Source organism: Sphingopyxis solisilvae (genome assembly GCF_015475875.1).
Classification (GTDB): domain Bacteria; phylum Pseudomonadota; class Alphaproteobacteria; order Sphingomonadales; family Sphingomonadaceae; genus Sphingopyxis; species Sphingopyxis solisilvae.
Genome location: NZ_JADKYM010000003.1, coordinates 46,770 through 72,828 on the forward strand (window position 1 = coordinate 46,770; position 26,059 = coordinate 72,828).

Here is a 26,059-nt window from a genome sequence, read left to right on the forward strand (position 1 = left end):
TGCTCGGGAAAAGCTATTGCATGGCTGGGCCGACATGCAAGGCTTTGCGCTCTATCCCTTCGATCCACCCGGCGACATCGGCGCACTGCGCGCCGAATTGCGGGCATGGCTTGCGGTGAATCAACCGCAGCGCGACATCGTCGCGCGCGCCAATTGCTGGGCAAGCTTCGATGCAGATTTCAGTCGCGCGCTTGGTGCTGCGGGCTATGTCGGGATGACCTTACCGATCCGCTATGGCGGCGGTGATCGGCATCCGCTGGAACGCTATGTGGTGATCGAGGAACTGCTCGCGGCGGGAGCCCCGGTCGGCGCGCACTGGATCGCCGACCGGCAGACGGGACCGTTGATCGTGCGCTACGGTAGCGAGGAGCAGCGTGAACGCTATCTGCCGGGGATTGCGCGCGGCGAGCTTTATGCCTGCATCGGCCTGTCCGAGCCGGGAGCGGGGTCCGACCTGGCCGCGGTGCGAACGAGCGCGCGCGAAACCGCCGAAGGCTGGCGGATCAATGGCCAGAAGATCTGGACCACCGGCGCCCATTTCTCGCACATCATGCTCGCGCTCGTCCGCACCGAGGAGGGCAGCGAGCGCAACGCGGGATTGAGCCAGTTGCTCATCGACCTCGATACGCCTGGCATCACGATCCGCCCGATCATCGACATGGCGGGGCACCATGACTTCAACGAGGTGTTTTTCGACGATGTGCTGGTGCCGCATGGTGCGCTGGTCGGGACGCGCGGGCAGGGGTGGCAACAGGTCACCGCCGAACTCGGCCTCGAACGGTCGGGGCCGGAACGCTATCTGTCGAGCCACGCGTTGCTTGCGGCGCTGATCGATGCAGCGGGCGCCGATCCTGGCCCGGCGGTGGCGGTGCTGGTCGGCGAGCTGACCGCCGAGATGTGGACGCTGCGGCAATTGTCGATGTCGACGGCGGCGAAATTGGCGGCGGGCGAGGATCCGATGGTCGAGGCGTCGGTGGTCAAGGAACTCGGCAATGCGTTCGAACAGGATATGCCGCGCCGGGTGCAGGCGATCGTCGATGGTCCATGGGACGATCCAAGTGATCTCGGCCGCTTGCTGCGCGCGCTGCTGATCGCATCGCCCAGCTTTTCGCTACGCGGCGGGACGCGCGAGGTGATCCGCGGGATCATCGCGCGCGGATTGGGCCTGCGATGAGCGCGGCGCGCGCAATGCTGTGCGACACCGCGCGCGCGGTGTTCGCCGAGGCGGCCACCGCGGGGATGGCGCCCGTCGAGGAAGCCGGCTTCGCGCTGTTGCTGGTGCCGGAGGCCGAGGGCGGTTTTGGCGGCGACTGGGAAGACGTGAATGCCGTGCTGCAGATCGCGGGTGTCACGGTTCCGGGCCTGCCGGTAGCCGAGTCGATGGTGAGCGACGCTCTGCTGCCTGCCGCCACTGTCAGCCTGATGGCGGGCGCGATGGGGCAGGCGCTGGCGCTGTCGATCGAGCATGTGAGCACCCGCCAGCAATTCGGGCGGCCGCTGGGCAAGTTTCAGGCGGTGCAGCAATCGCTGGCGGTGATGGCGTGCGAAGTGCGCGCGGTCGAGGCGGCGGCGGCGGCATTGGCGGCGCGACTCGATGCGGTGGGTCTTGATCCCGCTGCGGCGGATTTTGAGATGGCTGCGGCGAAGCTGCGCGCCAATCGGGCGGTCGGGGTCGTCACCGCAATCGCGCATCAGGTGCATGGCGCGATCGGCTTTACCCGCGAATATGACCTCAACCGCGTGACGATCCCGCTGATGCGCTGGCGCGGCGAGCATGGAAATGATGCTTATTGGGCGGCGCGGCTGGGGCGGCAGGTGGCCGGGCTTGGCGGGCAGGGGCTGTGGGGAGCGATGACCGCGCGGTGATCGACCTGCTCGAAAACCGTCGTCATTGCGAGCGAAGCGAAGCAATCCAGGGCGGTCTTACGCGGCTCTGGATTGCTTCGCTTCGCTCGCAATGACGATTTTCTAGCGCACCGCGCCGCCTTCGCGCAGCGCCGCAATCTTGCCGGCGTCATAGCCAAGCCCCGCCAACACAGAATCCCCGTCACCGCCGACCACGGGAGCCGGACGCGGGGTGTCAGTGACCGTCGCCGAATAGCGCGGCGCGGGAGCGGGCTGGATCGCGCCGCCGACCTCCAGAAACGTCTCGCGCGCTACATTGTGCGGATGCATCGGCGCTTCGGCCAGCGACAGGATCGGCGCGAAGCAGACGTCGGTCATCTCCATGATTGCGCACCATTCGTCGCGCGTCTTGGTCTTGAACAACGCCGTCAGCTTGGCCTTCAGCAGTGGCCATTGCGACGGATCGAGCTGCGCGTCGAAATCGGGATCGTCGGCGAGGCCGGTCTTTTCGCGCAGCAGCGCATAAAATTGCGGCTCGATCGACCCGATCGAGATGAACTTGCCGTCGGCGCAGGCATAGCTGTCATAGAAATGCGCCGCGCCGTCGAGCATGTTGACGCCCGCTTCGTCCTTCAGCCGTCCCAGCGCCTTGAACCCCCACGTCATCCCCGCGAGCAGCGCCGAGCCATCGGTCATTGCGCAGTCGATCACCTGACCTTCACCCGTGCGCGCGGCGTGGACCAGCGCGCTCGCCATGCCGAACGCCAGCATCATCCCGCCGCCGCCGAAATCGCCGACATAATTGACCGGCGGCACCGGTTTCTCGCCCGCGCGCCCGATGCCGTGGAGGACGCCCGAGAGCGCGATATAGTTGATGTCGTGGCCCGCCGACTGCGCGTAAGGCCCATACTGCCCCCAACCGGTCATCCGGCCGTAGATCAGCCGCGGATTGTCGGCGAGCAGCACGTCGGGACCGAGCCCAAGACGTTCCATCACGCCGGGGCGATAGCCCTCGATGATGCCGTCGGCGTTTTTGCACAGGTCGCGCGCGATCCGCACCGCGTCGGGGTTTTTCATGTCGAGCGCGATCGAGGTGCGGTTGCGGCTGAGCGGGTCGCGCGGGTCCATGAAGCCGCCGGGGCGGTCGATGCGGATCACCTCGGCGCCATGGTCGGCGAGCATCATGCCGCAAAAGGGGCCAGGCCCGATCCCGGCGAATTCGATGATGCGGATACCCTTGAGCGGTCCGGCCATGTCTGTGTTCTCCCTGATTGTCAGATGCTGTTGCCGCGGCCGCGAAGGCCCGGCAAGCTCGATGCGGATCGTGGCAAAGCATGCCACAGCGGTGCAGTACGCCTGTCACAAACGCCCCGTATCGGACGCCGTAACGCTGGATTCGCGGAGTCATAACCATGCTTGACCGTCGCCGATTTGCCATGACCGCCCTCGCTTTCACCGGCCTTGCGGTGCAAAGCCGCGCGGTCGCGGGCGGGATGATGGCGATCGATCCCGGCTATGGTCCGTTGGAGAGCGACCCGGCCGGGTTGATCGACCTGCCGCCCGGTTTTTCCTACCGCGTCGTCTCGCAACTGGGCGACACGATGAGCGACGGGCTGCGCGTTCCCGACCGCGCCGACGGCATGGGCTGCATCAAGCTCGACGGCGGTCGCATCGCGCTGGTCCGCAATCATGAATTGCAGCCGCGGCATCTGGCCGACGGTCCGCTCGCCGCGGGGGCGGCGGTGCCCGAGGGCACGTTCGACACGATCGGCGGGGCTGCGATTCCGGGCGGGACGACGACGCTGGTGCTCGACCCCGACACGCTGGCGGTCGAGCAGCAATATCTGAGCCTGCTCGGCACGATCCGCAATTGCGCGGGCGGGGTGACACCGTGGGGCAGTTGGCTGAGCTGCGAGGAAAGCGTCGACGGGCCGGCGCAGGGCGTCGGCAAGCCGCACGGCTGGATGTTCGACGTGCCTGCGGACGCCGGCAAGCTGGTCAAGGCCGAACCGCTGAAGGCAATGGGGCGCTTCATGCGCGAGGCGGCGGCGGTCGATCCGCGCACCGGCATCGTCTATATGACCGAGGACCGCGACGACAGCCTGTTCTATCGCTTTCTGCCCGACGATGCGGGTTCGCTGCACAAGGGCGGGCGCTTGCAGGCGCTGGCGTTCGACGACAAATGGCTGCGCGACAGCCGCAACTGGAACGGCGCAAAATGGGCGCCGGGAAGCTGGCAGTTCGTGCGCTGGATCGACCTCGACGACCCCGAAAGCCCGCTCGACGACCTGCGGACCCGCGGCGCCAAGAAGGGTGCGGCGGTCTTTGCGCGCGGCGAGGGGGTGCATTGGGGCGACAACGAGCTGTATTTCACCTGCACGTCGGGCGGCCGCGCAAAACAGGGGCAGATCATGCGCTATCGCCCGTCGCGCCACGAAGGCAGGTCGCGCGAAAAGGGGGCGCCCGGCCGCATCCAGCTGTTCCTGGAATCGACCGATCCGCGGCAATACAGCTTTGGCGACAATCTGACCGTCGCGCCGAACGGCCATCTGATCGTCTGCGAGGATCAATATGGCGATACCGTCGACAATCATCTGCGCGGGGTCACTCCCTATGGCGAGGTTTATGCCTTTGCCCGGATCCGGACGCAGGCCGAGCCGGCGGGGGTGTGTTTCGCCCCCGACGGCAAGACGATGTTCGTCAACCTGTACAGCCCGACCAAGACGCTGGCGATCCGCGGCCCGTTCTGATCCGACGCGGGTCAGAGCCGTTCGATGATGATCGCAGGCGCCATGCCGCCCGCAGCGCACATGGTGACGAGGCCGTAGCGACCGCCCGAGCATTCCAGCTCGTCGAGCGCGGTGCCGATCAGGATCGACCCGGTGGCGCCGATCGGATGACCGAGCGCCATTGCGCCGCCGTTGATGTTGACCTTCTCGCGGTCGAGGTCGAGGTCGCGGATGAATTTTTCGGCGACGACGGCAAAGGCTTCGTTGATTTCCCAGACGTCGATGTCGTCCTTGGTCAGCCCCGCCTTTTCCAGCACCTTCCTTGCGGCGGGGACGGGGGCGTTGAGCATCAAGGTCGGGTCGTCGCCGATATTGGCATAGGCGACGACGCGCGCACGCGGCTTCAGGCCGTGCTTGTCGGCATATTCCTTTGACGTGATGAGCAGCGCGGCGGCGCCGTCAACCACGCCCGACGAGTTTCCGGCATGATGGAAATGCTGGATTTCGAGGTCCGGGTAACGCCGGTTGATCTGCTTGCGGAAGGTGAAGCCGCCGCCCATGTCGAAGTCAGCGAGGCCGGCAAAGCTGGGCTTGAGCGCTGCAAGGCCTTCGGCGGTCGTTTCGGGACGTGGGAATTCCTCGCGGTCGAGCGCCAAGCTGCCATCGGGGTTGTGCACGGGGACGACCGATTTGGCGAAGCGGCCTTCCTTGATCGCGCGGTCGGCGCGCTGCTGGCTGACGAGCGCGAGCGCGTCGAGCGCCTCGCGGCTGATCCCCTCAATCGTCGCGATCGCGTCGCCGCACACGCCCTGATGCGATTGCGGGTGGAGTTCGTCGAGCGCGTCGTGCCCCGATCCCATCAGGCGCGGGGGCAGGCCGGCATTCGCCTGTTCGGCGGCGAAGGCGCTGGTGTAGCTCATCATTTCGGTGCCGCCCGCGATGACGCAATCTTCCATGCCGCTCATCACGCTCGCGGCGGCGAGGTTGACCGAGGTGATGCCGCCGCCGCAGAACCGGTCGAGCGTCGTCCCCGATGCCTTGGTGTCGTACCCCGCCGACAGCGCGGCCATGCGGCCAAGGTCGCCACCTTGCTTGCCATTCTGGCTCGACGTCGACCAGATGATGTCGTCGACCGTCGCGGTGTCGAGATTATTGCGGTCCTTGATCGCCTTCAGCACCGTTGCGGCCAGATGCTGCGGGTGGAGGTGCGACAGCGCGCCCTTGCCGGGCTTGCCGATCCCGCGAGGGGTGCGGACGGCGTCGATGATATAGGCTTCGGGCATGGGATGTCCTTTCAGAGCGAAATTTCGGAAACGGAATGATTTGATGGCTTAACGTGCCTCTTACCCCGTTCGTGTCGAGCGAAGTCGAGACACGCCGAGTTCGTGCGTGCCTTCACGTGTCTCGACTTCGCTCGACACGAACGGAAAGGGGACGGTGCCATATCTCACCGGGGGGCCATGCGGATCGCGCCGTCGAGGCGGACGGCCTGGCCGTTGAAATAGGTGTTGCGGACCATCTCCATCGCGAGGCTCGCATATTCCTCGGCCTTGCCGAGCCGTTTGGGGAAGGGGACCGACGCTTCGAGGCTTTCCTTGACCTTGGGGTTCATATTGTTGAGCAGCGGCGTACCGAACACGCCGGGCATGATCGCGTTGACGCGAATGCCAAGGTCCATCAGGTCGCGCGCCATCGGCAGGACGAGGCCATTCACCCCCGCTTTCGCCGAGCCATAGATGACCTGGCCGATCTGGCCGTCCTGCGCGGCGACCGACGCGGTGAGGATGATTGCGCCGCGTTCGCCGTCCTCCAGTTCGGGGAGGGTTGCCATGCCCTCGGCAGCGATCGAGGCGACACGGTAGCTGGCGGTGAGGATGCCTTCGACGCCGAACGCGTAATCCGCGGTCGGGGTGCGACGATATCCGCCGGTTGCTTTGTCATAGGCGAGCGTCTTGCCGCGCCGCGACGTCATCGCGCAATGGACGCAGACGCGTTCCTGGCCATGCGCTGCGCGCGCTTTAGCATAGCCGTCGAGCACCGATTGTTCGTCGGTAATATCCACATGAACGAACAGGCCGCCGATCGAGGAAGCGACCTCTTCCCCGAGCGCGTCGTTGATGTCGAAAATCGCGACCTTGACCCCTGCGGCGGCGAGCGCCTCCGCGGTGGCGCGGCCGAGACCCGAGGCGCCGCCGGTGACAACGGCCGAAACGGTGGAATCAATCTTCATCGGGGGCTCCTCAGGCCGGAATCTGGTTGAACGGGATGCCCTTGTCGGGGCGATGATCCTGCGGCAGGCCGAGCACTTTTTCGGCGATCGTGTTGAGCAATGTCTCGTCCGATCCGCCCGCGATGCGGCCCGTCGGGGCGTTGATCCAGCTCGACGCCCAATCCTCCTTTTGCGAGGCATGTTCGTCGAAGGTAAAACCGTCGGTGCCCTGCAGGTCGATCGCGAGCTCGGAGAGCTTCTGACGCGATCGCACCGCCACCAGCTTGTTGAGCGATCCTTCCGCGCCCGGGATCATCCCCGCCTGCATCATCAGGCGCGCGCGGACGTTGATCGAATCGAGCCCCGACCGCATCGCATGGTTGCGCGCAATCTGCTGCCGGATGCGGCCGTCCTCGATCGCGGGCTTGCCATTGAGCAGCGTTTCTTTGGCCAGATCGACAAACAGGTCGAGGTGCGGGCCGAAACCCGCGCTGTCGGTTGCGACATAGCGTTCAATCATCAGCGTGGTGATCGCGACCGCAAAGCCGCCGCCGACCGGCGACATGCGATGATCATCGCTGATCTTCACATCGTCGAAAAACACCTCGTTGACGTGGCTGTCGCCGCCCGCCAGCTTGATCGGGCGCACGGTGACCCCCGGCGCTTTCATGTCCACCCAGAAATAGGTCAGGCCTTTATGCTTGGGGACGGTGGGGTCGGTGCGCACGACGATGACGCCATAATCGCTATAATGCGCCCAGCTGGTCCACACTTTCTGGCCGTTGATCTTCCACCCGTTGCCGTCGGGTTCGGCGCGGGTGCGCAGCCCCGCAAGGTCGGAACCGCCCGAGGGTTCGGAGAACAGCTGGCACCAGATTTCCTCGCCCTGCAGCGCTTTCAGCACGCGTTCCTTGACGAACTCCTTGTCGCTGCCGAACTGCATCAGCACCGGGACGGGCATGCCGAGCGAGATGCCGAAATAGAAGTTCGGGAAGCCGTGTTTCATCTCCTCGGCGTCGAAGGTGACCTTTTCGAGATGGGTCAGCCCCTGGCCGCCATATTCGGTCGGCCAGTTGATCCCGGCATAGCCCGCTTCGAACTTCGCCTTCTGATAGCGGCGTCCGAGCGCGAGGTCGTCGGCTTCCGACAATCCCTTGCGCGCCGCGCGGCCATAGGTCGGCGCCATCGATTCGAGCCACGCGGCCGCCTTGGCGCGGTAAATTTCGAGATCGCTCATGCGGCTTCTCCTGCCAGACGGTCGACCAGCACATCCTCCCAGAACAGGCTGCTGCCCTGTTCGATCGCCAGGCTGCGCGCGCGGCGCATATGGAGGTGCAGGCCGAGCTCCCACGTCACGCCGATACCGCCGTGGATCTGGATGCAGTCGCGCGCCGCGGTGTCATAGGCTTCGGTCGCCGACAGCCGTGCGGCGGCCGCGGCGGTGATGAAATCGGCCTGGCCTTCGCGGGCGGCGGCGTGGATGCAATTGGCGCGGGCGAGTTCGACGAGCCCGTAAAGCTCGGCAATGCGGTGCTTCACCGACTGGAAGGCGCCGATCGGCTGGCCAAAGGCGCGGCGGGTCAGGGCATAGTCACGGGCGATTTCCATCAGGACCTCGGCGCCGCCGGTCTGTTCGTGCGCGGTGACGACCGCTTGCAGCGCCAGGATGTGGAGCGCGGCGTCACGCGCCACGCTGCCGACTGCGAGGGATTCGGCGGGCGTTGCGGCAAAGTGAAGATCGGCCAGGCAGCGACTGTTGTCGAAGCTTGCGATCGCCGAGCGTTCGACTCCCGCCAGATCGACAAGCACAAGCGCGGCCATGCCGGGACCGTTGGCAAGGACGATCGCCACATCGGCGGCCAGCCCGCCCGAAACGCCGCGCGCGAAACCGTCGAGGAGATCGCCGGTCAACGTCACCTCGGGCTGGCGGGGCAATGCGTCGGGGCCACCTGCGAAGGCGATGGCGCCGATCGTCTCACCCGAAGCCAGCCCAGGCAACCACCGCGCTTTTTGTGCGTCGGTTCCATAAAGTTCGATCGCCTTGGCGGCGCCAAAGTTCGAAGTCAGAAATGGCGCGCCGCTGACGCTGCGCCCGGCCTGATGCGCGATCAGCCCGAGTTCGACGAGTCCGAGGCCGAGTCCGCCATGCGCCTCGGGCAAGGCGAGCGCGGTCCACCCTTGTTCCTTTGCCGTGTCCCAGAAAGGTCGATGATATTCGCCGACGGTTTCCAGCAGCGGCAGCAATGCGTCCTTGCTCACCCGCGCCTCGAGCACCCGGCGCGATTCGGTGGCGATCGCCTGTTGGCCTTCGTCATAGAGGATGGTCATTCGCGTACCCGTCCTTCTCCCATATTTCGTTCTGGCCAGTGAACCGGACGTTGACGTAAACGTCAAGCGTTTTGACGCTACGAATCCTGCCCGGCAACTGGCAGGCGTGTCAGCTGCACGCCGCCTTCCAGTCGCGTTTGATCTTCTTCGCGAGGCTCCATTTATGGACCTCGGTCGGGCCGTCGTAGATGCGGAAAGCGCGAACCTCGCGGAATATCTGTTCGACGATCGTCTTGTCGGTGACGCCGGTGCCGCCCATCACCTGGACGCAGCGGTCGGCGATCCGCATCAGCGCCTCCGACACCGCGACCTTCGCCATCGAGCTTTCGACGGTGCCGAGCGAGCCGGTGTCGAGCACGCCCGCGCACCAGTCGATCATCAGCTCGGCCTGCTTCAGATCGATCATATTCTCGGCCAGCATGAAGCCGACGCCTTCATGATCGATCAGCGCCTTGCCAAAGGCTTCGCGGCGGTTTGCATAGTCGGTTGCGATTTCGTGCGCGCGGATGCACGCACCCAGCCAGCGCATGCAGTGCGACAGGCGGGCAGGCGACAGGCGCACCTGCGCATAGCGAAAACCTTCGCCTGCCGTGCCCAGCATCTGGTCGGCGGGAATGCGCAGATTGTCGATGGTGATCGTCGCATGGCCGCCGGGCATCGAGCTGTCGATCGTGTTCGGGACGTCGTCGATGCGGATCGCCGGATCGGGCAGGTCGACGAGGAACATGCACGCGCCTTCGGCCGCCTTCGCCATCACGATGCCGACGCGGGCGCCCTGGGCGCCGGTTATGAAGCTCTTGCGGCCGTTGATGACCCAGTGGTTGCCGTCAAGGTGGCACGTCGTCTTCATCATCGACGGGTCGGATCCCGCGCCGCCCTCTTCGGCCGGCTCGGTCATGAAAAAGGCCGAACGGACGCGCCCTTCGACCATCGGCTTCAGGAAGCGTGCCTTGAGTTCGGGGCTGCCTTCTTTGCCGAGTAGATACATATTGCCCTCGTCGGGAGCCATCGTGTTGCACGCGAGCGGACCGAGCGGCGACAGCCCGCTTTTGATGAGCACTACCGCGGTCTCGCGCTGGTTGAGGTGGATGCCGTCGTTCAGGATGTGCGGGGTGAGCACCCCCGCGGCGCGGGCATGCTCGCGCATCTCCATGACCAGTTCGTCGGTCGGGGCGCCATGATGGTCGCGGCGCTGATCGCGTTCATAGGGAATGATCGTTTCGCGGACAAAGGCCTCGACCTTTGCGGCGATAGCCAGCGCGCGGGCCGAAATTCCCTGCTGTGCCGTCATCGCGATTCCCTTTGCTATCTAACTTTCCCGTTTCTCAACCCGACGTTGACGTAAGCGTCAAGTTATTTCATGGATTGGAACAACGATGCCGTAAGGGCAGCACCGGACAGGAGAGATCGAGATGGCTTTCAAGACACGTATCACCGACATGCTGGGGATCGAGCATCCGATCGTTCAGGGCGGCATGCAGAGCGTCGGCTATGCCGAACTGGCCAGCGCGGTGTCGAATGCCGGCGGGCTTGGCATATTGACCGCGCTGACCCAACCGACCCCTGCGGCGCTCAGCGCCGAGATCGAGCGCTGCCGCGCGATGACCGGCAAGCCGTTCGGGGTGAACATGACCGTTTTTCCAACGATCAATGCCCCCGATTACAAAGCCTATGCGCAGGCGATCATCGATGGCGGCGTCAAGATCGTCGAGACCGCAGGGACGCAGGCGGTGCGCGAAATCTGGGAGATGCTGAAGCCGCACGGCGTCACCATCCTCCACAAATGCACGGCGGTGCGCCATGCGCTGTCGGCCCAGCGCGCGGGATGCGACATCATCTCGATCGATGGCTTCGAGTGCGCGGGGCATCCCGGCGAGGACGATATTCCGGGCCTGATCCTGATCCCCGCCGCGGCCGACAAGGTGAAGATCCCGATGCTGGCCTCGGGCGGCTTCGGCGACGGGCGTGGGCTCGTCGCGGCGCTCGCGCTCGGCGCCGAGGGGATCAACATGGGTACGCGTTTTTGCGCGACGGTCGAGGCGCCGATCCACGACAATGTGAAACAGGCCTATATCGACAATGACGAGCGCGGCAGCTTCCTGATCTTCCGCAGCCTCAAGAACACGGCGCGCGTCGGCAAGAGCGCGGTGAGCGAAGAGGTGGTGCGCCGCCTGGCCCAGCCCGATGCGACCTTTGCCGATGTCGCCGAACTGGTGAACGGCAAGGCGGGGCGCGAACTGCTCGAAACCGGCGACTTGTCCAAGGGCGTATTCTGGGCCGGGATGGTGCAGGGGCTGATCCACGATATCCCGACCTGCCAGCAGCTGATCGACCGGATCATCGCCGACGCCGACGCGATCGTCGACCAGCGGCTAGCTGCGATGCGGCGCTAGGCCGATATGCTGGCGCGCCGCGCGGGCTTTCGATATGATCCGATTCTTCGCAATCTGATCAGCTCGTTGCCCACGGCGTTATCGCCCGCCGGTGCGCCAGGGGGGATGTTTGAGCCTCATCGAATATAAGGGTTTTGGCGGCGTCCCGCTGACCGCCGATGTGCTGGGCGACGACAATGACCCGGCGGTGCTGTTGATTCCAGACTTCGGGGAGTCGCGCGCGGCGTGGCGGGCCGTGGCGGACGGTTTGGTGCTGTCGGGGCGCCGGGTGGTCAATCTCGACCTGCGCGCGCCCGGCGGCGTTGACCAGCTCGCCGCCCATGTCGAAGATTTGCGGCTGGTGCTTGCGCAAATGGGGTCGCGCCCGGTGGTGGTTGCCGCGCGGCACGGCGGCTGGATCGCGACGCGCGCGCTGGCGACCGACGGCATTTTGCTCGCGGGCGGGCTGGTGCTGGTCGATATGCCCGACGATGCCGATGCGATCGCGGACGGCATCGCAGCCCGGCAGGCGCTGCCGACGCTCGTTGTGCGCGGCGGCTTTGCTGCCGCGCCGACCGGGAGCGCAGCCGATGCTTTCACCTCCGCGCTGCCGATCGGCGAACGCGTCGATATCGACGATGGCGACCTGGCGCTCGACACCGACCGGACCGAAGCGTTGCTGGGGCAGTTGCTCGATTTTCTCGAACGCCGCCAGCCGCGCGAGGCGACCGAGTTTCAAGCGGGATCGGACCCGCGGACGCTGCGCGATGCGATGGGTTGTTTCGCGACGGGCGTCACCATCGTGACCGCGCTGGACCCTGCGGGAACGCCGGTCGGGTTGACCGCGAACAGCTTCACCTCGGTCTCGCTCGACCCGCCATTACTCCTCGTGTGTATCGCCAACTCGGCGGGGACGGCGCCCGCGCTGCGCGGCGCGGAGCATTTCGGGGTCAATGTGCTCCAGATCGGGCAGCAGCCTGCATCGAACCGCTTTGCCACCCGCGGCGAGGATCGCTTCGCGAACCTGCCGTGGGCGCCGGGGCAGACCGGCGTCCCGCTGCTCGGCAGTTCGCTGGTGTCATTCGAATGCCAGCGCGAATCGCTGCACGAAGCGGGCGATCACTTCATCCTGGTTGGCCGGGTCGTGCGTGCGCAGTTCGAACCGCATCGCGATCCGCTGCTCTACTTCCGCGGCAAATACCGGCGCCTGCATTTTGCTTGAAATAGTGGCGGAGCGGGAGGGATTCGAACCCTCGATGGGCTTTTGACCCATACTCACTTTCCAGGCGAGCGCCTTCGACCACTCGGCCACCGCTCCGCATGCTTGGAACGCGCGCCCTAATCGCTGGGCAGGGCTTTCGCAAGTCGGTTGAGCGTGGCACACACGCGCAATGAAACATCTGCTTCTGGCCGCAGCGGCCGCTTCGCTCGCCCTTCCGGTTACCGCGCAGGAGCCTGCGCCGATTCCGTCACCGGGCGAGATTGCGGCGGCGGCGCCCGCGAGCGACTGGATCGCGATCGCGCCCTCCGACCTGCTGGTGATGGACCTGGCGCCAGATGCCAAAGGCAAGCCGCGCCGCGTCGTGATCCAGCTGATGCCCGCGCCGTTCAGCCAGGGGTGGATCGGTAATATCCGCAAGCTCGCCGCCGCGCATTGGTGGGACGGGACGAGCGTCAACCGGGTGCAGGACAATTATGTCGTGCAATGGGGCGATGCGACGGAGAAGAAGGCGCTGCCGGAGGGGTTGGTGACGGTGGCGGAGGACGAATATGTTTCCAAATCGATCCCCAATTTTGAGAACGTCTCGTCGGTGAACGCGCGTGCTTTTATGGTGACAAAGGGACTCAAGGGCCCGCCCCCAGCTCCGCCTTTGGACAAACCGGAAGATGTGTATACTGGTGTCGTTGGTTTCGCGGCAGGCTTTCCTATGGCCGCCGGGCCGCAGTTTGAATTTTGGCCCGTCCATTGCTACGGCATGGTCGGCGTCGGCCGCAATCTGTCGCCCGATACCGGAACGGGCGCCGAGCTTTACACCGTCATCGGCCATGCTCCGCGCCACCTTGACCAAAATATAGCGCTCGTCGGCCGCGTGATCAGCGGGATCGAACATTTGTCGAGTTTGCCGCGCGGCACCGGTGCGCTGGGCTTCTACGAGACCGAGGCCGAGCGGGTTCCGATCGCATCGGTCCGTATCGCTACCGAACTGCCCGCCGCCGGCCACCCGCGGTTCGAATATCTGTCGACCGAAAGCGACAGCTTCGCGCGCTACGCCGATGCCCGCGCCAATCGCCGCGATCCGTTTTTCATCAGGCCGGCGGGCGGGGCGGACATCTGTAACATCCCGGTCCCGGTTCGCGTTGCCGGTGATGGGAAATGATGTCGGTGAATGATCTATAGGCGCCCTTCGACAGGCTCAGCGCTACGGTGATGGAAAGTTTTACCGTCACGGCCCCGCTCTGGCGCTGGCAGTCCGCGACGGCGCCCGCGGCGTGGTTCTTCGTCACCATTACCGGCGACGCCGCCGACGGCATCCGGATCGCGGCGATCAGCGGCCAGTGGCTGGGCGTCCGCAAGGGATTCGGCTCGGCGCGGGTCGATGTGACGATCGGCGAGACAAGCTGGCAGACATCGGTGTTCCCGCACAAGGAAAGCGGCGGCTGGCTGCTGCCGGTGAAGGCCGCGGTGCGCAAGGCGGAGGGACTGGCCGAGGGCGACGATGTGACGGTGACGATCAGTCTCTAGGCGGTGTCGCGGCCTTGGCATCGCGCGCCTGCGCCTTGCGTTTACGCAGATTTTCGCGCAGCGCCTCGGCCAGACGGCGTTCGCGTTCGATGTCGGCGGGGGAGGGTGGCTTGGTCACGGATGCGGCCATGCCCGCGAAATCGCCCCAGCGTCAACCCTCGCACCTTGACAGGCGCGGGGCGCCCCGCCATAGGCCGCGCCTGCCCACCGAACAGAGGTTCGCCGGGCGCCCGGTTGCTGCTGTAGCTCAGTGGTAGAGCGCGTCATTGGTAATGACGAGGTCGACAGTTCAATCCTGTCCAGCAGCACCATTTCCTCCATTGCTCGCTATCTTTGGACGTGTCGCCATTGTGGCGGATCGATAGCTGGCGTCGACGGCGGGTATATCGATGATTAGCTCTCCGGCACGGAACCTTTGTGCCTGTCGACGGTATAGGGAGTCGAGGCAGGCTCTGGCGCCTCGAGGGAGTTCATGACATCGAAACGAGATTGTGGATCGCCTACGGCCTCATCACCCTTATGCTCGTTGCGGCAGTCTGCGTCGTTTTCTACGCGAGGTATAATCGACACGACCAAAAAATCGCACGAAGGCGCGCGCGTGAGGATCAACTTCATCGCGATAGGGCGGATGCCGAGGACGCGCCGAAGTGATTGTTTAAATGCGCCTTTGCGGCAGGCTTTAGATTTTCGCCCCCAGCAGCCAGTCGTGGAAGAGCTTCACGGCGGGCTGGCGTAGTGCGCGCGGGCGGCACACGAACCAATAGCTGTACGGGCTGTCGACGTCGAAATCGAACAGGCGGATCAGGCGCGGATCGTGGGCGTCGTCGAAATGATGGCCGTGCATGAAGGCGATGCCGATGCCCTGCGCCGCCGCTTCCAGCATCAGCGGTCCCGAATCGAAATAATCGATCCCAGCGGGCTCCAGATAGGGCATACCGATCGCCTTGCGCCATTCGGTAAAGGTTTCGGGCATTTCGCGGTGGAGCAGCACGGTCATGCGCTGCAATTGTTCGGGCACGGTAATCGCGCGATCGCCGTCGGTGAGTGTCCGCGCGGCGATCGGGAAGACCTTGTCCTGATCGAGCCGCGCGGCGTACAGTGCCGGGTCGATCGTTCGGGCGAGCGCGATCGCGGCGTCGATCCCGTCGCCCAGCCGCGCTTCGGCGTGCGACATGGTGTCGATGTCGATGTGCAGTTCGGGATGTTCGCGGCGGAGTTCGGGCAGGCGCGGAAACAGGCGCTGCTGCGCGAACAGCGGCAGCACGTTGAGGTGGAGACGCAGAGCGGCGTCGGGGCTGCCGACGCGTCCGATCACGCCGCGCAGTTCGTCGAGGATCGGCGCGAGCTGTTCCTGTAGCGCGCGTCCCGCCTCGGTCAGGCTGAGCCCGTGATGATGGCGGTTGAACAGCGGGCGCCCGACCGCATGTTCGAGGGTCTGGATGCGCCGCGACAGCGCCGGCATCGACAGCCCCAGCTCGATCGCAGCCGCCTTCACCGTGCCGTGGCGCGCGACCTCGAGAAAGGCCTCCATGCTGCTGAGGGGAGGAAGGCGGGGCATATCGGGCGCCGATGATACATGCCGCGGCGCGACTTGCCACAAATTTGTGCAGTGCGTCAAAGCGCCGAAGCGGCAGAGGGGTCGCAAATCGGGAACGACCGCCCTATCTTTCGCATTCTGACCTTTTTGAGGGAGATGCGCCTTGGCCGATGCGGCGGTAAAAGAAAAACAGGTGAAATTGCAGGTCGCAAACGCGCGCGCCGAGGAAAGCGGCGGCGGGATTGCGCGGATACCGCGCGCCGCCATGGCAGAACTGGGTCTGACCGAGGGCGACATCGTCCAGATCAGCGGCAAGCGCCAGACGGCGTCGCGGGTCGTGGCGCCTTATCCCGAGGACGAAGGGCTGGACGTGATCCGCCTCGACGGCTTGCAGCGCGCGAATGCGGGCGCCGGGGCGGGGGATATGGTCGTGCTGAGCCGCGCCGATCCGCGCCCTGCCACGCGCGTGGTGTTTGCTCCGGCGCAGGAAAACCTCCGGTTGCAGGGCTCGGCGAATGCGTTGAAGCGCAGTTTTTTCGGGCGGCCGCTCGTCGCGGGCGACACGGTGGCGACCGCCGGACAACAGCGGCTCGAATCGGGCAATATGCCGCCGCAGCTGCGCCAGATGCTGAACGCGCCTGCCTACGCGCTCGCCGAAGTGCGCCTGCTGGTCGTGTCGGCGAGCCCCAAAGGCATAGTATTCATCGACGAAAATACCGAAGTCGAGCTGCTGCCCGAATTTCAGGAGCCGCAGGACGCGCGGCGCACCGACGTCACCTATGACGATCTGGGCGGGCTGGGCGAGACGATCGACCAATTGCGCGAGATGGTCGAGCTGCCGTTGCGTTACCCCGAACTGTTCCGCCGCCTGGGCGTCGATCCGCCGCGCGGGGTGCTGCTGCACGGGCCGCCGGGCACCGGCAAGACGCGGCTGGCGCGCGCGGTCGCCAACGAAAGCGAAGCGCAATTTTTCCTGATCAACGGCCCCGAAATCATGGGGTCGGCCTATGGCGAATCCGAAAAGCGGCTGCGCGATATTTTCGAGCAGGCGGCCAAGGCGGCGCCGTCGATCCTGTTCATCGACGAAATCGATTCGATCGCGCCGAAGCGGGGGCAGGTGACGGGCGAGGCCGAGAAGCGGTTGGTCGCACAGCTGCTGACGCTGATGGACGGGCTGGAACCGCGCACCAATCTGGTGGTGATCGCCGCGACCAACCGCCCCGATGCGATCGACGAGGCGTTGCGCCGCCCGGGCCGGTTCGACCGCGAAATCGTCATCGGGGTGCCCGATGAAAGCGGGCGGCGAGAGATACTGGGCATCCACACGCGCGGTATGCCGCTGGCGGACGATGTCGACCTTGCCGAACTGGCGCGCACCACCTTTGGCTTTGTCGGCGCCGATATGGCGGCGCTGACGCGCGAGGCGGCGATCGAAGCGGTGCGCCGGATCATGCCGAAACTCAATCTGGAGGACGGGACGATCCCGCCCGAAGTGCTCGACGAACTGCGCGTCACGCGCGACGATTTCAACAATGCCCTGAAACGCATCCAGCCGTCGGCGATGCGCGAGGTGATGGTGCAGGCACCGAAAACGCGGTGGAGCGACATCGGCGGACTCGACGCGGCGCGCGACAAGCTGATCGAGGGTATCGAACTGCCGCTCAAGCATCCCGAAGCGTTCCGGCGGCTCGGCATCCGTCCGGCGAAGGGCTTTCTACTCTATGGCCCGCCGGGGACCGGCAAAACGCTGCTCGCCAAGGCGGCGGCACGCGAGTCGGACGCCAATTTCATCGCGATCAAATCGTCAGACCTGCTGTCGAAATGGTATGGCGAGAGCGAGCAGCAGATCGCCCGCCTGTTTGCCCGCGCCCGCGCCGTGGCGCCGACGATCATCTTTATCGACGAGCTCGACAGCCTTGTGCCCGCCCGCGGCGGCGGGGCGTCGGGCGAGCCGCAGGTGACCGAACGCGTGGTCAACACGATCCTCGCGGAAATGGACGGGATCGAGGAAATGCAGTCGGTCGTGGTGATCGGGGCGACGAACCGCCCGAACCTGATCGATCCGGCGCTCCTGCGGCCCGGACGGCTCGACGAGCTGATCTATGTCTCGGTGCCGGACAAGGAAGGTCGCCGCCGGATATTGGAGATCCAGACCGGCAAGATGCCGCTCGCCGACGATGTCGATCTGGCGGTGCTGGCAGAAAAGTCGGATCGCTTCACCGGCGCCGACCTCGAAGATCTGACGCGCCGCGCCGGTCTGGCGGCGCTCAAGCGGTCGATCAACAGCGATACGGTGACGATGGCCGATTTCGACGCGGCGCTGAAAGACACGCGGGCGTCGGTCACCGAAGCGATGGAAAAGGATTATGAAAAAATCCAGGGCGAGATCAAGCAACAGGCGATGAGCGTCAACCCGATCGGCTTCTTCGCGCCCGGCATGTTGAAGCCGGTGCGCGACCAGAAACATGCCGGGGATTCGGTGAAGGACTAACGCGCTACGGGCTGGTCCAACCGCAGCGCCGACCAGCCCCACAGCACCAGCCAGCCGCAAAAGCCCGCCATCAGGCCATAGGCGACCATCGGGTGCCAATTGTAGAGCAGGACGCCGACCGCGGGCGAGACGATATAGGCCGACCCGTTGATCGACGCGGTCATCCCGGCGACGCTGCCCTGATCGCGGCGCGGCACCGACAGCGATGCTCCGGCGGTGAAGCCGGGTCGGAACAGGCCAAAGCCGAGCGAGGCGAGGGCAAAGCCGATGATGATCCCGTGGAGGTCGAACGACAGCCCGGTCATCAGCAATCCGCCTGCCCCGAGCGCCGACCCGACCAGTACTGCGGTCCGCGCCGAAAGCTTGAGCAGCGGGATCAGTCCCCATTGCGCTAGCAAGGTCGCGAACGCGCCCGCCATCAGGACGATGCCCGTCATCGCCGCGCCCTCGTCGGGGCGGAGCCGCATGTCGAGCCGGTCGAGGATGAGGAAGCCGATGACGCCGAGCATCATCGCCTGCGCCTGACCGCCGTAAAAGCCCGCGAGCAGCCACGGCCGCACCCTTTTGTCGGTCCAGCGCAGCCGCGCCGGGCCGGGGGCGTCCTCGGCGGGAACGCCGTCATTCTCGCCTTCCTCGGTAGCACTCGCGGGCGAGCCGGCGGCGGTCGGATAGGCGACGATCGCGCCGCGCGCGGCAAAGCGCGGCATATCGTCGGGCAGCCGCCAGCGCAACATGATCAGCACCAGCAGGCCGATCAGTGCGAATACCAGCAGCGGACCCGACAGCCCGACGAAGGGCAGGATGAAAAAGGGCGCGATCGCCGGGCCGATCACCGTGCCGAGCCCGAACGACGACGAAACGAGCGACAGCGCCTGGGTGCGTTCCTCGGGGTCGGTCCGCGATGCGACATAGGCCTGGACCGCGGGCGGCGCGGCCGATCCGAAGCCGCCGTAGAGGCTACGAAACACGGCGAAAATGATGAAAGTCACGCCCGCCGCGACATAACCCTGCAACCCCGCCCACAAGGTCAGCCCGCACAGCGCCATTGACGCCATGAACCCGACGACGCCCAGCGCCATCAGCGCCTTGCGCCCGCGCTTGTCGGACTGGCGCGCCCAGTGCGGCGCGGTCAGCACCCACAGCAGCGCGGACCAGCTGAACGCCAGGCTGACCCAGACGTCGGGGATGTGCAGCTTGGCGCCGATCGCGGGCAGGATCGATTGCATCGCGGTGTTGCCCGCCGCGGCGACAAGCATCACCGAAAAGAGCACGGCCATGCGATCCGCCGGAATCGAGCGCGATATCGTCGCCATGCCGCCTGTGCCCTTTTCGTCCAGAGGTCCGCAACCCGCGCCTTTCCCTACACGCGGTCGCAAGGCTGTCCAGAGTCAAGACACACTCTTTCCTTGCGCGCCCGCGCCGATTTTGCCACGCCCTTGCCAACGGCAACAATGCGAAAGCGACCATGACCAATCCGCGGGCGCACGCCCAAGAAACCAAAGCGCCGCTCGCCCGCAGGGTTCGGATGAGGCTCAAACGCTTTTTCGGGCCGTGGGGCATGTTCGTCCGCGGCTTCATCAAGCATCCGGTCATGGTGGGATCGATCGTTCCGTCGTCGCCGACGCTGATCCGCCACATGCTGAAACCCGTCGACTGGAAGAACACCAAGCTGTTCGTCGAATATGGCCCCGGCGTCGGGACATTCTGCCGCCCGGTGCTCGAAAAAATGGCGGGCGATGCGACGTTGATCGCGATCGACACCAACGAGGATTTTATCGACTATCTGCGGAAAGACATCCGCGACAGCCGCTTCATTGCGGTGCATGGGTCGGCCGCCGACGTCGAGGACATCATCGCCGCGCACGGCTTCGACCAGGCCGATTATGTTCTGTCGGGCTTGCCTTTTTCGACCCTGCCAGCGGGTGTCGGGCCGGCGATTGCCGCGGCGACACATAAGGTGCTGCGGCCCGGCGGCGCCTTTCTGGTCTATCAGTTTCGCGCCCGCGCGCGCGATTTCCTCGCCCCGCATTTTGCGCGCATCGACCACGCGTTCGAATGGGTGAACGTGCCGCCATGCTTCCTGTTCTGGGGCTGGAAAGACTAGGTTGTACCACCATTCACCCCATGGCGGCCTGCAAATGGCGATTTCCCGCGCTTCCGGTGCTCACGTACGTTAAGTACGCTGCGCTCCGGGTCACGAAAAATCACCATTTTCGGCTCGCCCTGAGCTGAATGGCGATACAACCTAAACTTCCAGATCAGGGTCGGTTTCGCCGAGCCCGAAGTTGAGCCGCCGCGACACCGTATAGTCCGCCACGCCGACCACGAACCAGGCGAGCGTCCAGCGCAGGCGCGTCAGCCATCCGGCGCGCGCCTTGTGCGCCGCGGCGGTGATATTGTCGCAATCCTCACGCTGCGCCGCGATAAATCCGCGCATCTGCTCGGCGAAACCCGCATCGGCGACGCGCAGCATCAGCTCGACGTTGACGAACAGGCTGCGCATGTCGAAATTGGCGGTGCCGATGTAAACGACATCGTCGATCACGATCAGCTTCATGTGCAGCTTACACGGGCGATATTCCCAGATCGTCGCGCCCTTGCGCAGCAGATAACCGTACAGCAGGCGCGATGCGCCGATCGTTGCGGCATTGTCCGACTTGGCGGCCATGATGAAGCGCGCGCGGCCAAGCCGCGCGACGCGGCCGAGACGCCGCAGCATGCCTTGCCCCGGCGAGAAATAGGCCATCGCCATGTCGAGCTGGCACGCGCCGGTAAGGTCGCTCCGCACCGCCTGCGCCCATGGGGACAGACGCTGTGTCGGGCCGCCGACCAGCCAGGTGACCGGTCCCTTGTCGACCGGCCATTCGCGGATCAAACGGCGCAGCAGGAACAGCTTGCCGTCGTGATGCGCCGTATAATCGTGGATTTCAGCAAACCAGGCGACCATCCGCGCCACCGACGGCCCGCGCACGACGATGCCAAGGTCGAACCAACAAAGGCTGCGATCGCCCGACAGATAGGCCGACGCGATATTGAAGCCGCCGGTCACCGCGACTTCGTCGTCGACGACCAACAGCTTTTGATGGTTGCGGATCAGATAGCTCGATCGCCAGCGCCGCGAGAAAAAGGTGACGCTGCCGCCCGCGGCGCGCAGCGCGGCGAAGATGTCGTCGGTCAAATCCGACGAACCGAAGCTGTCGATGACCGCGCGCACGCGTACGCCGCGCTGCGCCGCCGCCGTCATCGCATCGAGCACGCGCGTTCCGGCCTCGTCGTGATCGAATATGTACATGACCAGGTCGATGCTGCGCGCGGCGCCGTTGACGAGCGCCAGGATGCGGTCGATACGAAGGTTGCCGTCGGTAATGACCTCAAGCCGGTGGCCGGCAACCTCGGCTGTCAGCGCATCGGGGTGGCCGGCAAGACAGGTCGCTTCGCTCATCGCCCGCTCATAGGCGGGTCGCGGCGGCGGGGGCAAGCGCGGCGCTTTGATTGACAGCAAGCCGCGGTGCTGCTAGCGCGCAGCGCTTGCTGCCATGCCTCTGGCTGGCCTCTCCTCGATCAAGGAAAACACATGGCCCGCGTTACCGTCGAAGATTGCGTCGACAAGATTCCCAACCGTTTTGACCTCGTGCTGCTGTCGGCGCATCGCGCGCGCGAAATCTCGGGCGGATCGGAACTGACCGTCGACCGCGACCGCGACAAGAACCCGGTCGTCGCGCTCCGCGAAATCGCCGAACAGACAGTGCGGCCGAAAGATCTGACCGAAACGCTCGTTTCGACGCTGCAAAAGGTGGTGATCGACGACGACGACACGCCCGACGAAATCAGCTCGATCAGCCGCTCCGCCGAAGCGCTGCGCCTGACCGCCGCAGCCCCGCCGCGCAGCCCCGCCGGTGGCGGCGGCGACTTCGAATAAGCGAAGCGCTTGAAGCGATAAGGGGCCGCAGGAAACTGCGGCCCTTTTTTGTGCGGCGAGGTTGGCGGGATGTCTACTTGTGATCGGTTGCGGGCTTTTGACCGAAGGGCCGAGTTTGAACAGGATTCGCGCAGAGGCGCAGAGATCGCAAAGGGGCGTGCGCTTCAGCTCTGCGACCTCTGCGCCTCTGCGCGAATTTTATAGAATGCCGCGTTTCGACCGATTGTGGCTTTAAAGCCCCTCCCCTTCAGGGGAGGGCGTTCTCCTGTTTGAACGACAGCTTTCGACCCCAAAACCGACCTCCCCAACTACGAAACCTGTGTCAGCTCGGCTACCCGTATCGCTTTCGATGCCAGCATCGGCTCGATAATCTGCTCGATACGATGGGCGCGCGGCGATTTTACCGCGATGTTGAACAGGCTGTTGGCGATAACGTCGGCGATCTGGACACCCTCGCTCCGCTGGCTGTCGGCCAGCGACGCGGTCCCCCAATGGCCAAGCCCGGCCTGGATTTCGGTCCGCACCCTGCTCAATATCCCGGCATCGTAACGCCCGTCGTCGATGACAACATCGGTGCACACGCCCCCGGTCTCGGGCAGCCAGCGCCCGACCGCCAGATTGAGCAGCGCCGCATAGAGCGCGAGGTCGCTGGGAAGGGCGTCGCCGGGTGTCCCATCCCATGAATCACGCGTCGCGACCGCTACCCAGGCGCGGCCACCGGCGCGATCGAACAGTTCGAGCAGGTAGGCGCGCTCGACGAGGCTGATGCGGCTGCCCTTGAGCTCGCCGCGGAGCCCGGTGACCGCCCTGAAGCGGCGATGGATATCGGCGGCCGCGTCGGGGGTCAGCATTGCGGCAGCGAAGGTCATCGCCCCGGCGTTGAGGCCGCCCGATTCGTCGCAATAGATGGTCATGGGCGCAGGCGCCGCGCGGTCAGCGGACGCGACCGAAAAAAGCGACCGTCCGGCTGCCGCCGACCGGTACGGCGTCCGGCCACAGCCAGCGGACATGGGTCACGTCGGCGTTGGTCGCCGGGCGCGGTTCGGCGTTCGGATCTGGCACCCGAAGGTCGCCGAGCGCGCCGAATGTCTTGGCGCCATCGACCGATACACCAAAGCCCGCCGACTCGTCGGCTCCGTCGAAAACCAGGGCGTCCGGAACCGGGTTGACCAAGTTGATCCCGGTGGCGGGGGCGGCCCCGTTGTTGGTGAAAGTCAGCGTAACGCGGACGCGATCGCCGGGCACCACCGTTTCCGGCGCCGTGTAGCTGATCGAATCGGGGGCGCCGTCGGCTCCCGCAACCCGCTTTTCAAGCTCGATTTTGTTGGTCAGTACGCCGCCGCCCTGCGCGCCGACGGGCGGCGCGGCGATCGTGGCGGCGACCATCAGTGCCAGCGACATCCAATGCTTTTGATTCATTTGCGCCTCCCTTTGCATCCGCTGCCCCATCTGGCTGGTCAGGCCGCCGGGCAGGGATAGCGCTTCTTCATCAGTGCGTCGAATGCCATATGGATATTGACTGTTTTGCGCGCCGGCGGCGGATAGGAACGCAGATGGGTCAGCCATTGATCCGGGGTCAGCGTTCCGGTTTCGGGCGGGCAACTGCTTGTTTTGCGGCCCGCGCGACGATCGGCGTCAATGCGCGCCTTATAACGCTTTCCGGCTGCAATCACCTCGCTGCGCAGAACGCCAGCCTGCGGCGTGGCCATTGCGAGGGGGCCGAGGCGGCTCAGCGTATCGGCCTGCGCCAGAAAAGCCGCAACGCTCATGTCGCCGGGCGCCATCGCGCATAACAAGGGCGCGGCGCAGAGTGCGGGCAGGACGCGGCGGTTCATTGCAAGCATCCCGCGATCCATGCCCGCCGGTAATGAATGGTGGCTGAATCCACCATCGCGGCCGAAACCCTAGGCGCCCTGCGGCCTTGCGTCGCCGAACGGACCGCGCGGCTTGCGCTTGATCTGCGGCAGCGAACCGGCATGGCCGACCAGCGGTTTGTTGCCCTTGTCGGCGTCGTCTTGGCGGCCGATGTCCTCGCCCTTGATCGCGCGCTTGGCTTCTTCGCCCGACAGCGTTTCATACTCGAGCAGCGCCCCGGCGAGAAGGTGCAGTTCGTCGAGGTGATCGGTCAGCACCTTGCGGGCGGTCTTTTCGCCTTCCTCGACCAGGCGGCGCACTTCGGCGTCGATCAGCTTGGCGGTCTCTTCGGACATGTTCTGCGCGCGCGAGACGCTGTGGCCCAGAAACACCTCGTCCTGATTGTCGCGATAGCGCAGCCAGCCGAGCTTTTCCGACATGCCATATTCCATGACCATCGACCGCGCCATGTCGGTGGCCTGCTGGATGTCGTTCGACGCACCGGTGTTGAGCTCGTCCTTGCCGTAGATCAGCTGTTCCGCGATGCGACCGCCGAAGCAGAGCGCAAGCCGCGCTTTCATCTGCTTCATGCTCATCGAATAGCGGTCGCGTTCGGGCAGGTTCCACGTCACGCCCAGCGCGCGGCCGCGCGGGATAATCGTCACCTTGTGGAGCGGATCGCAACCATCGACATGCAGCGAGACGAGCGCATGACCTGCCTCGTGATAGGCGGTCGATTTCTTCTCGTCTTCGGTCATGACCATCGAGCGGCGTTCGGCGCCCATCATGACCTTGTCCTTGGCTTCCTCAAACTCGTTGGAGGCGATCAGGCGCTTGCCTCTGCGTGCGGCGAGCAGCGCCGCCTCGTTGCAAAGATTGGCCAGATCGGCGCCCGAGAAGCCCGGCGTACCGCGCGCGACGCGACGCAGGTCGACGTCGGGGGCGAGCGGTTTCTTGCGGGTGTGGACTTCCAGAATTTTCTGGCGCCCCTCGATGTCGGGGCGCGGCACGACGACCTGGCGGTCGAAGCGGCCCGGACGCAGCAGCGCGGGGTCAAGCACGTCGGGGCGATTCGTCGCCGCGACGATGATGATGCCTTCGTTCGCCTCGAACCCGTCCATTTCGACGAGCAGCTGATTGAGCGTCTGCTCGCGCTCGTCATTGCCATTGCCGAGCCCGGCGCCGCGATGGCGGCCGACCGCGTCGATTTCGTCGATGAAGACGATGCACGGCGCGTTGCGTTTGGCCTGTTCGAACATGTCGCGGACACGGCTGGCGCCGACACCGACGAACATTTCGACGAAGTCCGAACCCGAAATGGTGAAGAAGGGGACGCCCGCTTCACCTGCGATCGCGCGGGCAAGCAAGGTCTTGCCGGTGCCGGGCGAGCCGACGAGCAGCGCGCCCTTCGGAATCTGGCCGCCGAGCTTGGAGAATTTCGTGGGGTCTTTCAGAAACTCGACGATTTCCTCCAGTTCTTCGCGCGCTTCGTCGATCCCGGCAACGTCGTCAAACGTCACTTTGCCCTGTTTTTCGGTCAGCATTTTGGCGCGCGATTTGCCGAAACCCATCGCGCCCGAGCCATTATTTTTCTGAACCTGCCGGAACACGAAAAAAGCAATGCCAAGAATGAGAATGAAGGGCAGGGACTGGATGAGCATGTACATCCAGAAGTTCGGGGCTTCGGTCGCCTTGCCGTCATATTTGACATTGTTGTCGTTGAGCATCTTCAGCAGTTCGGGATCGCGCACGACATTGGCGGTGAACCGGTCGCCGTTCGACAATGTGCCCGTGACCTTGTCGTCGGACAGCACGACATCCTTGACGGCGCCTTCCTCGACTTTCTGGCGGAACTCCGAATAGGCCATGGCGCCACCCGCAGGCTGCGCGGCACCGCCGAACATCGAGGCGACGAGGAGCATGGCCAGCAGGATGCCGCTCCAGATCATCACGCTCTTCATCCAGGGGTTGCCCTGCGGTTCCTTGTCGTCCTGCATACGGAATCTTTCTTCAACGGCGCTGTGCCGCGCCT

Annotated in this window: 24 protein-coding genes and 2 tRNA genes; 11 read left to right on the forward strand and 15 right to left on the reverse strand. The window is 65.3% G+C overall.

Annotated elements, in window-relative coordinates:
* Positions 1-34 precede the first annotated feature (34 nt).
* On the forward strand, positions 35-1,174 hold the full coding sequence (locus IR187_RS03315; RefSeq protein WP_194953293.1) for an acyl-CoA dehydrogenase family protein: 1,140 nt from the start codon (positions 35-37) through the stop codon (positions 1,172-1,174).
* Complete coding sequence (locus IR187_RS03320; RefSeq protein WP_194953294.1) at positions 1,171-1,866, forward strand: acyl-CoA dehydrogenase family protein; 696 nt, start codon at positions 1,171-1,173, stop codon at positions 1,864-1,866. Before IR187_RS03315 ends, IR187_RS03320 begins: the two co-directional genes overlap by 4 nt.
* Before the next feature lie 102 nt (positions 1,867-1,968).
* Here the strand turns inward: IR187_RS03320 and IR187_RS03325 are convergent, their stop codons facing one another.
* Positions 1,969-3,099 (reverse strand): CaiB/BaiF CoA transferase family protein, encoded by a 1,131-nt coding sequence (locus tag IR187_RS03325; protein ID WP_194953295.1) that lies wholly within the window; start codon positions 3,097-3,099, stop codon positions 1,969-1,971.
* A gap of 182 nt (positions 3,100-3,281) precedes the next feature.
* On the opposite strand from IR187_RS03325, the gene IR187_RS03330 reads away from it, so the two are divergent.
* The gene (locus tag IR187_RS03330; protein ID WP_228765510.1) at positions 3,282-4,595 is read left to right on the forward strand and encodes an alkaline phosphatase PhoX; all 1,314 of its coding nucleotides are present in this window, start codon (positions 3,282-3,284) and stop codon (positions 4,593-4,595) included.
* A gap of 11 nt (positions 4,596-4,606) precedes the next feature.
* Here IR187_RS03330 and IR187_RS03335 read toward each other — a convergent pair whose 3' ends face one another.
* The 5 genes from IR187_RS03335 to IR187_RS03355 all read right to left on the reverse strand — a co-directional run bounded on the left by IR187_RS03335 (position 4,607) and on the right by IR187_RS03355 (position 10,402).
* Positions 4,607-5,857, reverse strand: a complete 1,251-nt coding sequence (locus tag IR187_RS03335) for an acetyl-CoA C-acetyltransferase (RefSeq protein WP_194953297.1) — start codon at positions 5,855-5,857, stop codon at positions 4,607-4,609.
* 164 nt (positions 5,858-6,021) lie between these two features.
* On the reverse strand, positions 6,022-6,804 hold the full coding sequence (locus IR187_RS03340) for an SDR family NAD(P)-dependent oxidoreductase (protein WP_194953298.1): 783 nt from the start codon (positions 6,802-6,804) through the stop codon (positions 6,022-6,024).
* Positions 6,805-6,814: 10 nt separating this feature from the next.
* Positions 6,815-8,020: an acyl-CoA dehydrogenase family protein gene (locus IR187_RS03345; RefSeq protein WP_194953299.1), complete on the reverse strand. Its 1,206-nt coding sequence runs from the start codon at positions 8,018-8,020 to the stop codon at positions 6,815-6,817.
* Complete coding sequence (locus IR187_RS03350) at positions 8,017-9,111, reverse strand: acyl-CoA dehydrogenase family protein (protein ID WP_194953300.1); 1,095 nt, start codon at positions 9,109-9,111, stop codon at positions 8,017-8,019. Before IR187_RS03350 ends, IR187_RS03345 begins: the two co-directional genes overlap by 4 nt.
* Before the next feature lie 109 nt (positions 9,112-9,220).
* Positions 9,221-10,402 carry an acyl-CoA dehydrogenase family protein gene (locus IR187_RS03355; RefSeq protein WP_194953301.1) on the reverse strand — a complete coding sequence of 394 codons (1,182 nt, stop codon included), beginning with the start codon at positions 10,400-10,402 and terminating at the stop codon, positions 9,221-9,223.
* Between the two features lie 121 nt (positions 10,403-10,523).
* Between IR187_RS03355 and IR187_RS03360 the strand changes: the two genes are divergently transcribed.
* Together IR187_RS03360 and IR187_RS03365 are read left to right on the forward strand one after the other, a co-directional pair.
* Positions 10,524-11,504, forward strand: coding sequence for an NAD(P)H-dependent flavin oxidoreductase (locus IR187_RS03360; protein ID WP_194953302.1), 981 nt, complete (start codon positions 10,524-10,526; stop codon positions 11,502-11,504).
* 109 nt (positions 11,505-11,613) lie between these two features.
* Positions 11,614-12,705, forward strand: a complete 1,092-nt coding sequence (locus IR187_RS03365; RefSeq protein WP_194953303.1) for a flavin reductase — start codon at positions 11,614-11,616, stop codon at positions 12,703-12,705.
* Between the two features lie 5 nt (positions 12,706-12,710).
* Here IR187_RS03365 and IR187_RS03370 read toward each other — a convergent pair.
* Positions 12,711-12,801 (reverse strand) — tRNA-Ser (locus tag IR187_RS03370).
* Between the two features lie 73 nt (positions 12,802-12,874).
* Here IR187_RS03370 and IR187_RS03375 point away from each other — a divergent pair.
* On the forward strand, positions 12,875-13,861 hold the full coding sequence (locus tag IR187_RS03375; RefSeq protein ID WP_194953304.1) for a peptidylprolyl isomerase: 987 nt from the start codon (positions 12,875-12,877) through the stop codon (positions 13,859-13,861).
* Between the two features lie 50 nt (positions 13,862-13,911).
* Positions 13,912-14,226, forward strand: coding sequence for a DUF1905 domain-containing protein (locus tag IR187_RS03380; RefSeq protein ID WP_194953305.1), 315 nt, complete (start codon positions 13,912-13,914; stop codon positions 14,224-14,226).
* Here IR187_RS03380 and IR187_RS16935 read toward each other — a convergent pair.
* Positions 14,216-14,344 carry a hypothetical protein gene (locus IR187_RS16935; protein ID WP_267463750.1) on the reverse strand — a complete coding sequence of 43 codons (129 nt, stop codon included), beginning with the start codon at positions 14,342-14,344 and terminating at the stop codon, positions 14,216-14,218. The two genes, IR187_RS03380 and IR187_RS16935, sit on opposite strands and share 11 nt — an antisense overlap.
* A 118-nt stretch (positions 14,345-14,462) precedes the next feature.
* Between IR187_RS16935 and IR187_RS03385 the strand changes: the two genes are divergently transcribed.
* A tRNA-Thr gene (locus IR187_RS03385) sits at positions 14,463-14,537 on the forward strand.
* 368 nt (positions 14,538-14,905) lie between these two features.
* Here the strand turns inward: IR187_RS03385 and IR187_RS03390 are convergent.
* Positions 14,906-15,784, reverse strand: a complete 879-nt coding sequence (locus tag IR187_RS03390) for a LysR substrate-binding domain-containing protein (RefSeq protein WP_194953306.1) — start codon at positions 15,782-15,784, stop codon at positions 14,906-14,908.
* A gap of 142 nt (positions 15,785-15,926) precedes the next feature.
* Here IR187_RS03390 and IR187_RS03395 point away from each other — a divergent pair, with 142 nt between their 5' ends.
* Positions 15,927-18,254 carry a CDC48 family AAA ATPase gene (locus tag IR187_RS03395; RefSeq protein ID WP_194953307.1) on the forward strand — a complete coding sequence of 776 codons (2,328 nt, stop codon included), beginning with the start codon at positions 15,927-15,929 and terminating at the stop codon, positions 18,252-18,254.
* On the opposite strand, the gene IR187_RS03400 is transcribed toward IR187_RS03395, so the two are convergent.
* Complete coding sequence (locus tag IR187_RS03400) at positions 18,251-19,531, reverse strand: MFS transporter (RefSeq protein ID WP_228765511.1); 1,281 nt, start codon at positions 19,529-19,531, stop codon at positions 18,251-18,253. The genes IR187_RS03395 and IR187_RS03400 overlap by 4 nt on opposite strands.
* Positions 19,532-19,719: 188 nt before the next feature.
* Here IR187_RS03400 and IR187_RS03405 point away from each other — a divergent pair, with 188 nt between their 5' ends.
* Positions 19,720-20,358 (forward strand): class I SAM-dependent methyltransferase, encoded by a 639-nt coding sequence (locus tag IR187_RS03405; protein ID WP_194953309.1) that lies wholly within the window; start codon positions 19,720-19,722, stop codon positions 20,356-20,358.
* Between the two features lie 141 nt (positions 20,359-20,499).
* Here the strand turns inward: IR187_RS03405 and IR187_RS03410 are convergent, their stop codons facing one another.
* Positions 20,500-21,696, reverse strand: a complete 1,197-nt coding sequence (locus tag IR187_RS03410; RefSeq protein WP_194953310.1) for a phospholipase D-like domain-containing protein — start codon at positions 21,694-21,696, stop codon at positions 20,500-20,502.
* 132 nt (positions 21,697-21,828) lie between these two features.
* On the opposite strand from IR187_RS03410, the gene rpoZ reads away from it, so the two are divergent.
* Complete coding sequence (rpoZ, locus tag IR187_RS03415) at positions 21,829-22,173, forward strand: DNA-directed RNA polymerase subunit omega (RefSeq protein ID WP_194953311.1); 345 nt, start codon at positions 21,829-21,831, stop codon at positions 22,171-22,173.
* A gap of 308 nt (positions 22,174-22,481) precedes the next feature.
* Here the strand turns inward: rpoZ and IR187_RS03420 are convergent, their stop codons facing one another.
* The 4 genes from IR187_RS03420 to ftsH all read right to left on the reverse strand — a co-directional run bounded on the left by IR187_RS03420 (position 22,482) and on the right by ftsH (position 26,024).
* The gene (locus IR187_RS03420) at positions 22,482-23,087 is read right to left on the reverse strand and encodes a DUF3800 domain-containing protein (RefSeq protein ID WP_194953312.1); all 606 of its coding nucleotides are present in this window, start codon (positions 23,085-23,087) and stop codon (positions 22,482-22,484) included.
* Positions 23,088-23,106: 19 nt separating this feature from the next.
* Positions 23,107-23,592 carry a DUF11 domain-containing protein gene (locus tag IR187_RS03425; protein WP_194953313.1) on the reverse strand — a complete coding sequence of 162 codons (486 nt, stop codon included), beginning with the start codon at positions 23,590-23,592 and terminating at the stop codon, positions 23,107-23,109.
* A 38-nt stretch (positions 23,593-23,630) separates the two neighbouring features.
* Complete coding sequence (locus IR187_RS03430; protein ID WP_228765512.1) at positions 23,631-23,957, reverse strand: hypothetical protein; 327 nt, start codon at positions 23,955-23,957, stop codon at positions 23,631-23,633.
* Between the two features lie 120 nt (positions 23,958-24,077).
* Positions 24,078-26,024: an ATP-dependent zinc metalloprotease FtsH gene (gene ftsH, locus IR187_RS03435; protein WP_194953315.1), complete on the reverse strand. Its 1,947-nt coding sequence runs from the start codon at positions 26,022-26,024 to the stop codon at positions 24,078-24,080.
* Positions 26,025-26,059: the final 35 nt, after the last annotated feature.

Coding starts and splice junctions, on each gene's coding strand:
- IR187_RS03315 (WP_194953293.1), top strand. CDS start 35: ATGCAAGGCTTTGCGCTCTATCCCTTCGATCCACCCGGCGACATCGGC.
- IR187_RS03320 (WP_194953294.1), top strand. CDS start 1,171: ATGAGCGCGGCGCGCGCAATGCTGTGCGACACCGCGCGCGCGGTGTTC.
- IR187_RS03325 (WP_194953295.1), bottom strand. CDS start 3,099: ATGGCCGGACCGCTCAAGGGTATCCGCATCATCGAATTCGCCGGGATC.
- IR187_RS03330 (WP_228765510.1), top strand. CDS start 3,282: ATGACCGCCCTCGCTTTCACCGGCCTTGCGGTGCAAAGCCGCGCGGTC.
- IR187_RS03335 (WP_194953297.1), bottom strand. CDS start 5,857: ATGCCCGAAGCCTATATCATCGACGCCGTCCGCACCCCTCGCGGGATC.
- IR187_RS03340 (WP_194953298.1), bottom strand. CDS start 6,804: ATGAAGATTGATTCCACCGTTTCGGCCGTTGTCACCGGCGGCGCCTCG.
- IR187_RS03345 (WP_194953299.1), bottom strand. CDS start 8,020: ATGAGCGATCTCGAAATTTACCGCGCCAAGGCGGCCGCGTGGCTCGAA.
- IR187_RS03350 (WP_194953300.1), bottom strand. CDS start 9,111: ATGACCATCCTCTATGACGAAGGCCAACAGGCGATCGCCACCGAATCG.
- IR187_RS03355 (WP_194953301.1), bottom strand. CDS start 10,402: ATGACGGCACAGCAGGGAATTTCGGCCCGCGCGCTGGCTATCGCCGCA.
- IR187_RS03360 (WP_194953302.1), top strand. CDS start 10,524: ATGGCTTTCAAGACACGTATCACCGACATGCTGGGGATCGAGCATCCG.
- IR187_RS03375 (WP_194953304.1), top strand. CDS start 12,875: ATGAAACATCTGCTTCTGGCCGCAGCGGCCGCTTCGCTCGCCCTTCCG.
- IR187_RS03380 (WP_194953305.1), top strand. CDS start 13,912: ATGGAAAGTTTTACCGTCACGGCCCCGCTCTGGCGCTGGCAGTCCGCG.
- IR187_RS03390 (WP_194953306.1), bottom strand. CDS start 15,784: ATGCCCCGCCTTCCTCCCCTCAGCAGCATGGAGGCCTTTCTCGAGGTC.
- IR187_RS03400 (WP_228765511.1), bottom strand. CDS start 19,531: ATGGCCGTGCTCTTTTCGGTGATGCTTGTCGCCGCGGCGGGCAACACC.
- IR187_RS03405 (WP_194953309.1), top strand. CDS start 19,720: ATGACCAATCCGCGGGCGCACGCCCAAGAAACCAAAGCGCCGCTCGCC.
- IR187_RS03410 (WP_194953310.1), bottom strand. CDS start 21,696: ATGAGCGAAGCGACCTGTCTTGCCGGCCACCCCGATGCGCTGACAGCC.
- rpoZ (WP_194953311.1), top strand. CDS start 21,829: ATGGCCCGCGTTACCGTCGAAGATTGCGTCGACAAGATTCCCAACCGT.
- IR187_RS03420 (WP_194953312.1), bottom strand. CDS start 23,087: ATGACCATCTATTGCGACGAATCGGGCGGCCTCAACGCCGGGGCGATG.
- IR187_RS03425 (WP_194953313.1), bottom strand. CDS start 23,592: ATGAATCAAAAGCATTGGATGTCGCTGGCACTGATGGTCGCCGCCACG.
- IR187_RS03430 (WP_228765512.1), bottom strand. CDS start 23,957: ATGGCGCCCGGCGACATGAGCGTTGCGGCTTTTCTGGCGCAGGCCGAT.
- ftsH (WP_194953315.1), bottom strand. CDS start 26,024: ATGCAGGACGACAAGGAACCGCAGGGCAACCCCTGGATGAAGAGCGTG.